This window comes from Bacteroidota bacterium, from assembly GCA_039821555.1.
Lineage (GTDB): Bacteria > Bacteroidota > Rhodothermia > Rhodothermales > Rubricoccaceae > JBCBEX01.
Genome location: JBCBNX010000008.1, coordinates 127,314 through 138,321, shown reverse-complemented (window position 1 = coordinate 138,321; position 11,008 = coordinate 127,314). Strand labels below are relative to the sequence as shown.

8 protein-coding genes are annotated in these 11,008 nt (G+C 67.1%); 5 read left to right on the top strand and 3 right to left on the bottom strand.

The annotated features are described in order from the left end of the window. Positions 1-79: 79 nt before the first annotated feature. On the bottom strand, positions 80-577 hold the full coding sequence (locus AAFU51_11320; GenBank protein ID MEO1571848.1) for a YkvA family protein: 498 nt from the start codon (positions 575-577) through the stop codon (positions 80-82). An 82-nt stretch (positions 578-659) separates the two neighbouring features. On the opposite strand from AAFU51_11320, the gene AAFU51_11315 reads away from it, so the two are divergent. The 4 genes from AAFU51_11315 (at position 660) to AAFU51_11300 (ending at position 5,543) form a co-directional block, all read left to right on the top strand. Continuing rightward, positions 660-3,704 carry a glycosyl hydrolase gene (locus AAFU51_11315; GenBank protein MEO1571847.1) on the top strand — a complete coding sequence of 1,015 codons (3,045 nt, stop codon included), beginning with the start codon at positions 660-662 and terminating at the stop codon, positions 3,702-3,704. 14 nt (positions 3,705-3,718) lie between these two features. Beyond that, positions 3,719-4,120, top strand: coding sequence for a hypothetical protein (locus AAFU51_11310; protein ID MEO1571846.1), 402 nt, complete (start codon positions 3,719-3,721; stop codon positions 4,118-4,120). Continuing rightward, positions 4,117-4,785, top strand: a complete 669-nt coding sequence (locus AAFU51_11305; GenBank protein MEO1571845.1) for a YigZ family protein — start codon at positions 4,117-4,119, stop codon at positions 4,783-4,785. Before AAFU51_11310 ends, AAFU51_11305 begins: the two co-directional genes overlap by 4 nt. 95 nt (positions 4,786-4,880) lie before the next feature. Next, positions 4,881-5,543, top strand: coding sequence for a CDGSH iron-sulfur domain-containing protein (locus tag AAFU51_11300; protein ID MEO1571844.1), 663 nt, complete (start codon positions 4,881-4,883; stop codon positions 5,541-5,543). Between the two features lie 6 nt (positions 5,544-5,549). Here AAFU51_11300 and AAFU51_11295 read toward each other — a convergent pair whose 3' ends face one another. Continuing rightward, positions 5,550-7,208 (bottom strand): Ig-like domain-containing protein, encoded by a 1,659-nt coding sequence (locus tag AAFU51_11295; protein ID MEO1571843.1) that lies wholly within the window; start codon positions 7,206-7,208, stop codon positions 5,550-5,552. 359 nt (positions 7,209-7,567) lie between these two features. Next, positions 7,568-8,875, bottom strand: coding sequence for a Glu/Leu/Phe/Val dehydrogenase (locus AAFU51_11290; protein ID MEO1571842.1), 1,308 nt, complete (start codon positions 8,873-8,875; stop codon positions 7,568-7,570). A gap of 361 nt (positions 8,876-9,236) precedes the next feature. Between AAFU51_11290 and AAFU51_11285 the strand changes: the two genes are divergently transcribed. Then, positions 9,237-10,967 carry a sodium:alanine symporter family protein gene (locus AAFU51_11285; GenBank protein ID MEO1571841.1) on the top strand — a complete coding sequence of 577 codons (1,731 nt, stop codon included), beginning with the start codon at positions 9,237-9,239 and terminating at the stop codon, positions 10,965-10,967. Positions 10,968-11,008 lie beyond the last annotated feature (41 nt).

The window sequence follows — 11,008 nt, the reverse complement described above, 5'->3', positions numbered from 1 at the left end:
TTCAACCTTCAACCTTCAACCTTCAACCTTCAACCTTCAACCTTCAACCTTCAACCTTCAACCTTCAACCTTCAACCCGTTACCGCAGCAACCGTCGGCGGCGGCGTTCGAGGCGGCGCTTCTCCTTGCGCTCCCACGTCTCAAAGCGTTCGAGGTCGCCGCGGATGGTCTTGAGCACGTAGGCGATCACCGCCGCATCGTCCACGAAGCCGATGCCCACGAGCACGTCGGGCAGCAGGTCGACGGGCGCCACGAAATAGACAAGGCCAGCCACTACGAGCGTGAGCGTCCGCCACGGCACGCGGCGGTAGTCGCCCTGCACCCACGCGCGCAGGAAGCGCAGCAGGACTGGCAACTCGTCGCGCAGCCCGCCGAGATCGGCCCGCCGCGCGCGCAGCTTACCCACGGCGCGACTCAGCAGCGCCCGCAGCCGCGACTCGTCCTGGGCGATAGCCTCGGCTTGGTCGCGCACGGAGGCAACGAGCCGGGGCGCTTCCCGCTCGACAGCCATGCGGTCGGGAGCGGTTGGGCTCGGGCGGCGAAAGCGATCGCGGAGGCGCGTGCGAATCGAAGGCATGGCAGGGGGGCGCGGCGGTACAGGAGGGCGAGCGGCGTGGTATGTTCGTCCACCCATGAGTAGAACCTACACTCCCGCTTCGATGGTCCGCTTCCTCCTCTTCGCTCTTCTCGCCGCGCCGGGTGCCTTCGCGCAGCCCTCAGCACCGTCTGCACCGGCTCAAGCCGGGCGGTCGGCCTCGGGGATGCGGCTTGTGGCCCCTGAGGTCGCCTTCATGCCCGTGGAGGAGCGCCTCGCGGGGTTTGCACAGCGGCAGCGGCTCATGGAAGCATCCGTGGTGAGCGGGCTGCCCATCGAGAACATCGGCCCGACGGTGATGAGCGGGCGCGTGACCGACCTCGACGTGTGGCCCGCCGACCCGACGCACTTCTTCGTCTCCTACGCCTCAGGCGGCCTCTGGCACACGGCCTCCAACGGCGGCGCGTTCACGCCCAAGTTCGATGACCTCCCGGTCATGACCATCGGCGACATCGCCGTGCGCTGGCCGGAGTCGGTGGACAGCGACGTATCGCCCATCGTGTGGGTGGGGACGGGCGAGAACAACTCCAGCCGCTCGTCCTACGCGGGGACCGGCGTCTACAAGTCGATGGACGGCGGCGAAAACTGGACGCACCTCGGCCTCGGCGAGACGCACCACATCGGCCGCATCGTGCTCCACCCTGACGACGCCGAAACCGCGTGGGTCGCGGCCATCGGGCACCTCTACTCGCCCAACGACGAGCGCGGCGTCTTCAAGACCACCGACGGTGGCCAGTCGTGGACGAAGTCGCTGTTTGTGAACGACTCGACGGGCGTCATCGACCTCGTGATCGACCCAACCGACGCCGACGTGCTCTACGCTACCTCGTGGGACCGCAGCCGCGTCGCCTGGAACTTCGTCGAGGGCGGCCCCGGCTCGGCGATCTACAAGTCAGCCGACGGCGGCGACTCGTGGGAGCAGATCTCGACCGAAGACTCAGGCTTTCCGACCGGCGCAGGCGTCGGGCGCATCGGCCTCGCCCTCTTCCCCGGCGACGCGGGCTTTGGCGCCGGGCAGACGATCTACGCCTTCCTCGACAACCAGGACCGCCGCCCGGAGGAGGAGGAAGACATGGGTGACGACGACCCGGCCGCGCAGCCGACGCGCGACGCCCTCCGCACGATGGGCCGCGACGCCTTCCTCGCGCTCTCCGAGAAGGCCGTCAACGCGTTCCTCGACAACAACGGCTTCCCGCTGAACTACTCCGCCGCGTCTGTCCAGGCGATGGTGGAGGACAACACGCTCGACCCAGCCGACCTCGTCGCCTACCTCGAAGACGCCAACCGCGAGCTCTTCGACACGCCCGTCATCGGTGGCGAAGTCTACCGCTCCGACGACGGCGGCCAGTCGTGGCGCAAGGCCCACGACGGCTTCATTGACGACTTCGTGTTTAGCTACGGCTACTACTTCGGCGAAATCCGCGTCAGCCCGCACGACGAGGACCGGCTCTACCTCCTCGGCGTCCCGCTCATCGGCTCGACCGACGGCGGCCAGACGTGGACAAGCAACGACGCCGATCACGTCCACGTCGACCACCACGCACTGTGGGTCAACCCCGACCGGCCCGGCCACCTCATCAACGGCAACGACGGCGGGCTGAACATCAGCTATGACGACGCCCAGAGTTGGTTCAAGCTCAACATCCCGCCGGTCGGGCAGTTCTACACCGTCGCGGTGGACAGCGCGGACACGTACCGCGTCTACGGCGGGCTCCAGGACAACGGCGTCTGGCGCGGGCCGCACACCTACGAAGAGTCGCCGGGGTGGCGGGCCGAGGGGCAGTACCCCTACGAGCGGATCATGGGCGGCGACGGGATGCAGATCCAGGTCGATCCGCGTACCAACGAGCGCATCTACACGGGCTTCCAGTTTGGCAACTACTACCGCATCGAGCGCCGCGACGACGGCTCCTTCAGCCGCACGCGCATCACGCCGCGCCACGACCTCGGCGAGCGCCCGCTGCGCTTCAACTGGCAGACGCCGATTCACCTCTCGCGCTTCAACAACGACATCCTCTACTTCGGCTCCAATAAGCTGCACCGCTCGATGGACCGCGGCGAGACGTGGACCGCGCTCTCGGACGACCTCACAAAAGGCGGCCTCCCCGGCGATGTGCCCTACGGCACGCTCACCAGCCTCGACGAGTCGCCGCTGCAGTTCGGGCTGCTCTGGGCCGGCGCCGACGACGGTAGCCTCCACGTCACCCGCGACGGCGGCACCTCGTGGACGAATGCCGGCGCGAACCTCCCCGCGGCGACGCGCGATTTCTGGGTGAGCCGCGTCGAGGCGAGCCACCACGAGGCGGGCCGCGCCTACGTGTCGCTCAACGGCTACCGCTTCGACAACTTCACGCCGCTGGTCTTCGTGACGGAGGACTACGGCCAGTCGTGGACGCAACTGGGTGCGATGGGCACGGAGGGTGGGTTGCCCAACGAGCCGGTCAACGTGGTGATGGAGGACCGTGAGAACGCCGACCTACTCTACGTCGGCACCGACCACGGGCTCTACGTCAGCCTCGACCGCGGCCAGTCGTTCATGGCGCTCATGGCGACCGGCACCGACGCCGCGATGCCGAACGCGCCGGTCCACGACCTCGCCTACCACCACGCCGCGCACGACCTGGTCGTTGGCACGCATGGCCGCTCGATCTACCGCGCCAGCGTCGCTCACCTTCAGCAGCTTACCGCCGACGTTCGCTCGAAGCCGGTGCACCTGTTCGCAGCCGACGACATCCGACATTCCGGTGCGTGGGGCCGCCGCGGCTGGCGCTGGAACGATGTCACCACGCCTGACCTCGACCTCGTCGCCTGGCTGCAAGCCGAAGGCATTGCGACACTCGAAGTCACCCGCGAAGACTCGACGGGCACAGTCGAGACGGTTCGCACCGTCGATCTCGACTCCGTGCTCGGGCTCAACGTGTTCACCTACGACCTGACCGCTGACTTTGCCCTCGCCGAAGACCACGAAGCGGCCGACGACGAGCGCTTCTACCTCACGCCGGGCACCTACACACTGACGCTCCGCCAGAACGGCGCCTCCGCCTCGCAGACGCTTACCGTCACGCCCGGCCCGACGCCACCCTCGCGCGACCGGAAGAAGTTTCCGTAGGTGGGTCGCGGGTCATGGGTCGCACGTCGGAGGTCACCATGGGCAAACCGGATACGCTAGTCGGTCGAGTTCCAGGACGCCTCGTGCTTTGGGAGCGAAACGCATCGCATAGCCAGATTGCCTTTCGGGCGTGGGAAACGCTGGAGGGAGGCGGTGAGCGTACCCACACCGTACGCTTTGCGGGCGTGACCTACATAGCGGCGGCGACTACAATTGCATCGGCTACGATCTACGAGGCCGATGACGAGCAGCGAGATGAACTCCTCGACCGCCTCGCGCTTCAGCCGTCGCGGGTCCTGACATTGGGCACAAAGCTGTTCGTCCTGCAAGGCAAAGCCCGGGTGATGAACTACGTCTTTGCATCACGTTGTGATGTCGAAGTCAGCGAGCATGGACCTGCGACCTTAGACCTGTGACCTCGGACTCCTATACCTCCATCGCCGTACCTGAGAGCGTCGAGCCGCCGAAGGTGAAAGGCTCGCGGTTCATCGGCGAGGCGTTCCCCGTCGAGAGTGTGGAGGAGGCCGAGGCGCATGTCGCTCGCATCAAGAAGCGGGAGTACACCGCCACGCACGTCTGCTCGGCCTACCGCATCGGCGCTGGTGTCAGCGGAAAGGGGGGCAACGTGTGGCGTGCAAACGATGACGGTGAGCCGAACGGGTCGGCGGGGCAGCCCATCCTCCGGCAGATCGAGGGGCGCGGGCTCACCAACGTGCTCGTCACTGTGACGCGTTACTACGGCGGGACGAAGCTCGGCGTGGGCGGCCTCGTCCGGGCCTACGGCGATGCCGCCTCGGCGGTGCTCGACGCCTGCACGCCCGTTGAGCATATCCAGCGCGTGCCGGTCACGGTCCACTTCGCCTACCCCGACACGTCGCCCGCGATGCACACCGTCGGGCGCTTCGACGCTCAGATTGCGGACACCGCGTACACGGCTGACGGCACCGCGCTCCACCTCCGCGTTCGGCGCTCCGAGGTCGAGCTGCTCGTCGCCTCGTTCACCGAAGCGTTGTCGGGACGCGTCGATGTGCAAGTGGGAAGGGAGAAGGGAGAAGTTGGAAGTGGCCCAGGCCCAGGTTGAACGAAATCGTTTGACATGGTCGCCGGCGGGCAGTTTGCTTCATCGCCAATCGCCAATCGCCAATCGCCAATCGCCAATCGCCAATCGCCAATCGCATGAAGTCGAAGCTCCACACCTACGCCGATGACCGCATCGAGGTCGCCTACGACTCGAAGCGCTGCATTCACTTCGCCGCGTGCGTGCGTGGGCTGCCGGACGTGTTCGACCCGAAGCGCCGTCCTTGGGTGGAGCCTGAGCAGGGCGAGCCTGAAGCCATCGCCGCCGTGGTGATGCAGTGTCCGACGGGCGCGCTGCACTTTACGATGAAAGACGGGTCGCTCGTCGAGCCCACGCCCGAGGGGAGCGAGATCCGGGTGAAAGCTGACGGGCCGCTCTACGCGCACGGCCAAGTGTCCATCGCCATGCCCGACGGCGACATACTGCTTGACGATGTGCGCGTGGCGCTCTGCCGCTGCGGGCGCTCGTCGAACAAGCCGCTCTGCGACGGCTCCCACCACGAGAGCGACGACACGGCGGCGTTTCAGGACGCTGGGGCTATCGGCGAGCACAACGCGACCGCAGCCGGCGATCTGACTGGCGGGCTCACCGTCACGCCGCTCCCAGACGGTCCCATCGTTGCCACCGGCCCGATGACCCTCACGAGCGCCGACGGTGCCACAAACCTCGTCACGGGCAAGGCTGCGCTCTGCCGTTGCGGGCACTCCAGCAACAAGCCGTTCTGCGACGGCTCGCACAAGGCCGCCGGGTTCACGGCCTAGGCGCACTCAGCCGTCGCCAGTCTCCGGGGGCGCAGCGTCAGCAGCCGGTGTAGTGGGCAGTACCGGTCGAGGCGGTGTGCCAAACCGTAGCGTGTCAATGACCGTCTCCCAGCGGGGGCGCACGCGCTCGGGCGTCGGGACCAGGAGCAGTGCCTCGGGCGGGGTGTAAGGCGCGAGCGTGCCGCCCGTCCACGTACCGCTCGTGTCGCGGTCGGCGATGAGGCGAAGCTGGTACTCGCCCTCGGGCAGCCCCTCAAAGCGGAAGGTGCCAGCAGCGTCAGCCCTCGCGACCTGAAGCAGTTCGTCCGCCAGTCGCAACTCCACCATGATGGGCGCGTCGGCCACGAGCGAGTCGCGTGCGACGACGCCCACGAGTTCGCCTAGGTCGTCAGCCGTGGGCGCGGTGAAGACGACCGTCCGCGTCGAGTCCGCGCGTGGGACCGTGAGGGCGACACGCTCGGCATTGCCGAGGTCGGTGATCCGCAGGGTGACGCCGTCGGCGACAGTGTCGTCGAGGGTAAGGTCGGCTGGAGCGATCTGGACGAGCGCGAGCGCGGCCGAGTCAGGCGCGCGGGTGAAGCGGACGCCCGGGCGCTCGCCGGGGCGCAACGCCTTGACCGTATCGCTCTCCGCCACCGTCGGCACGAGCGCGGCGACGCGCGTCTGCACGGTGTCAGGCGCGACGCTCGGCGTGAACACGGCGTCGCCGCGGGCAACGTTGCCGGTCGAGTCCGTGACGGCTGCCGGGTCGACGAGCGCGACGCGGTGGCCTCGGGCAGCACGGGTGTCGGTGACGAGCCACACTTGCTGGGGCACGTCGGGCGTCTGGTAGACCGATTCCACGGTCGCAGGCGAGCCCGTGGTTGTGTCTGTGACACTCCATGCGGTCGTAGCGCGGCTAGCGAGCAGCACAGACTCGTCGAAACGCACGGCGAAGCGGCGGTTTGAGGCGGAGCGCACGCTGCGCAGTACCGGGCCGACTGTGTCGCGGCGAGCGAGGTAGAGAGCGAGGTCAGGCACGTCAGCGGAGTCAGACGCCACGACAGGGACCGCCGTCGGCACGGCGAACGCCTCGCCTGGGTCAGCCGTGCGCGAGCGGTTGACATCCTGTACCGCCGCTACGAAGAACGGGCCAGGGCGGAGGTACTCGAACGCGAAGCGCCCGTCGGCGCCGGTCTGCGTCTGGTAGCTCGGTTCGACTTCGCGGGGGTCTGGCAGCGAGTCGGTAGCGGCGAGGTTCGTCGGAAGGGCGTAGGCGAACACGTTCACGTCGGCGACGCCCTGGCCGCGGAGCGGATCGCGCAGCGTGCCCGTAAGGCGGCCCTCATCGAGTTGGTCGCCCGTCGAGAAGGCCAGCGTGATGGGCGCCGATAGTTTGACGCTACGGAGGTCCTGGAGGTCAGTCCCCAGCGTGACCACGTAGGTCGTCGAGTCGCGCAGGGCATCGGGGAAGCGGATGCGTACCTCCTCGCGGTTCACGTCGATGTCGAGCGGCTCGGAGAAGCTCGGCACGATGGTGAGCGCGCGGACGACCGAGCCCGCGTTGACGTCCTCCGAGAAGGCGAGGCGGAGTTCGTCGGTCTCGACGTGGAGCGCGCCTGCCTCGGGCAGCGAGGCCACGAGGCGCGGCGGCGTCCGGTCCGGCGGGCCTCCGCTCGGCGCCACGGGAGTGGCGCACCCAGCGAGGAGCAGGACAGGTGAGAACCAGAATGCTAGCGAGCGGGCAATGCGTTTTACGAGTCCAAGGGCAGACGCGCGTCCCGAACAGGCTGCCATCGGAAGAACGAACGCGAACACCCCATCGAAGTCATCCTGAGCGAGCATAGCGAGTCGAAGGATCTGCGGGTCAGCGTTCAAGCTCTGGCATGAGCTGCCAGGTAGACAGAGATCCTTCGTCTACATCCGCCGCGCGGATTTCGCTCAGGATGACTTCGAGATAGGAGAGTAGCAACAACCTCCCTGCAGCGTGGCGCACTCAGCGTTGCGGGATGCTTCGTGAGCGTCCACGTAGCACCCCGCCGCGGTCACGCATAGATCCCGCGGGTGCGGAGGGCGCTGGCCACCTTGTCGATGGCGATCACGTACGCGCCGATGCGCATCGGGATGTCGTACTTCTCGTGCGCGTCGTAGACGGTGTTGAACGCCTGGCGCATCATGCGGTCGAGGCGGCGGTTGACGCGCTCCAGGCTCCAGAAGTAGCCCTGGCGGTCCTGCACCCACTCGAAATAGGACACCGTAACGCCGCCCGCGTTGGCGAGGATGTCGGGCACGACGAGCACGCCCTTCTCGTTGAGGATGTCGTCGGCCTCGGCCGTGGTTGGGCCGTTGGCGCCTTCTGAGATGATCTGCGCCTGGATGTCGGCGGCGTTCTCCTCGGTGATCTGGTTTTCCTTGGCGCAGGGCGCGAGCACCTCCACGTCGAGCGTGAGCAGCTCGTCGTTGGTGATCGAGTCGGCCCCGCCAAAGCCGGCGAGGGAGCGGCCGTGCTCGGCGGCGTAGGCGATCGCGGCGGGGATGTCGATGCCGCTGGCGTTGTAGTAGCCGCCCGAGATGTCCGAGATGGCGACGACCTGGCAGCCCTGCTCGTGGAGCAGCAGCGCGGCCACGGAGCCGACGTTGCCGAAGCCTTGCACCGCCACACGGCATTGGCCGGGGCGCAGGCCGAGCTTGTCCATCGCGGCGAGCGTACACGTCATCACGCCGCGACCGGTCGCCTCGCGGCGGCCCTGGCTGCCGCCCAGCAGGATCGGCTTGCCCGTCACCACGGCCGGCTCCGTGCGGCGCACGTGCATCGAGTAGGTGTCGAGCAGCCAGGCCATGATCTGCTCGTTGGTGTTCATGTCCGGCGCGGGGATGTCCTTGTCCGGGCCGAAGACGTCCATCAGGTTGGCGGTGTAGCGCCGCGTGAGGCGCTCCAGTTCGCCGGGGCTCATCGAGCGCGGGTCGCACTTGACGGCGCCCTTCGCGCCGCCGAACGGCACGCCGACGACGGCACACTTCCAGGTCATCCAGGCCGCGAGCGCCTTCACCTCGTCGAGGTGGACGTCCGTGGCAAAGCGGATGCCGCCCTTGGAGGGCCCGAGCACCTCGTTGTGAATGACGCGGTAGCCCTCGAACACCTGGATCTGTCCGTCGTCCATCATCACCGGGACCGACGTGATGTGGATGCGGGAGGACGAGCTGAGGTACTCGTAGAGGCCGGTGTCGAGTTCGAGGACCTCGGCCGCGTAGTCGAAGCGCTCCATCATCGACTGGAACGGGTTGTTCTTGTCGAGGTGGGGCGTCGGTTCCTGGTAGACGGCGCGTTTGCGGACGTCGCGTTTGAAGGGCATGGTGATCCGGGAGACGGGCGCGATGGGGGGGAGTGACATAAGATAGCGAGCCGGGGTCGGCCTCATCGTGGGAGGGAAGCAGCCATGGGAAGCACGGCCGCGCCACGCAGAGTGGCTGAGCATCGGAAGCGCTTCCGAAATTACGGGTTGCTATCGACACGCGCGACAACGCGCTAAAGCGGATCATTCCACAAATGCACGCGGGTGAGGGCAGGCGCCGAATTTGAGGAATAGGCCACGATTGGGCTGCAGATTTCCCACCGGACGAGTGCAGCCTCCTCGGTATATTCGCCCGGCTTTACGCAGCCTTAACGTTCTGGCCGCGTCCCCCACCGCGCCGCCCACCCACTCTGCCTTTCTCATGGAGCTCATCTCCCTGTTCGTCGACACGGTCAACAACATCCTCAAGTGGCCGCTGTTGGTTGGCCTGCTTGGGGCGGGCCTCTTCCTTACGCTCCGCCTGGGCTTCGTGCAGTTCCGCCGCCTCGGCCACGGCTTTGCGGTCGCGACCGGGCGCTACGACAACCCCGACGAGCCAGGCGACGTGTCGCACTTCCAGGCGCTCACGACAGCGCTCTCGGCGACCGTCGGCGTCGGCAACATCGCGGGCGTGGCCATGGCGATTCACATCGGCGGACCGGGCGCGCTCTTCTGGATGTGGATCACCGCGATCCTCGGTATGTGCACAAAGTACAGCGAGGTGACGCTTGCGCAGCACTTCCGCGTGATCGTCGCGCCCGACCGCGACTCGAAGGCATGGGAAGGCTCCGTGGCGGGCGGGCCGATGTACTACATCGAGAAGGGCCTCGGGTGGAAGCCTGTCGCCGTCTTCTTTGCGGGGGCGCTCATGGTGACGAGCTTCCTGACTGGCAACGCCGTCCAGGCCAACACCATCGCCACGCAGGTCCAGAGCAACTTCGGCATCTCGCCGACGATCACGGGCTTGATCACGGCCACCATCGTGGGCATCGTCATCATCGGCGGCATCCAGCGCATCGGCCGCGTGACGAGCATCGTCGCCCCGGCGATGGCGGCGCTCTACGTGCTCGGCGCACTCATCATTCTTGGGCTCAACATCGCCGAGGTCCCGGCGGCGTTTGGGCTGATCTTCACCGAGGCGTTCAACCCGACGAGCGGCGTCGCAGGCACCGGCGCGGGCCTCTTCATCCTCACGCTCACCTTCGGCGTGCAGCGCGGCCTCTTCTCGAACGAGGCCGGGCAAGGCTCGGCGCCTATCGCGCACTCGGCCGCCAAGACCGACGAGCCCGTCTCGGAAGGCGTCGTGGCGCTTCTGGAGCCGCTCATCGACACGCTCATCATCTGCACGCTCACAGGCCTCGTCCTCATCACGACGGACGTCTACCAGACGCGCACGCTGGAAGCCGTCTCGTTCGCCAACGCCAATGTCTCCATCGTCGAGGGCACGGACGCTGTGGGCTACTCGCCCCTCGTCGACTACGCTGAGCCGATTGCCTACGAGCAGGGCCTGCCGGTCGTGAGCGACGGCGCGCGGATGGGCTACGTCGGCGTCGGCGCGGACAGCGTCTTCGTCGACGAAGCGCGTACGATGCCGTTCACCGGCACACTCTTCCCCGGCGACGACCGCATCGTGACGAGGGGCGGCGAGGAACTGGGCACCGTCTATGCGGACGTGTTCGTGAACTCCGCGCCGCTCACCACGCTCGGCTTCGAGCAGGGGTTGGAGCCCATCGGCCTCGGCGGCTTCGGCCGCTGGATCGTGCTCATCTCGGTCTTCCTCTTCGCCATCTCGACGAGCATCTCATGGAGCTACTACGGCGACCGCTGCGCGAACTACCTCTTCGGCACGAAGGCCATCCTGCCGTTCAAGTTCGTCTTCGTGATCATGCACTTCCTCGGGGCTGTGATCGCGGTTACGACCGTCTGGGACCTCGGCGACGTGGCGCTCTCGCTCGTGACGATCCCGAACGTGATTGCCCTGATTGCGCTCTCCGGTCTGCTCGTGAAGCTGACCAACGGCTACTTCGAGCGCAAGCCCTGGGTCGAAAACGCCGAAATCCACAAGCGTGTCGTCGCCGAGAAGCGAGGTAAGAAGCCAGAAGGGAGACGTTAGAAGTGGTGGAGGTTGCTGTGGCATCAAGCCAGGCCGCGCCT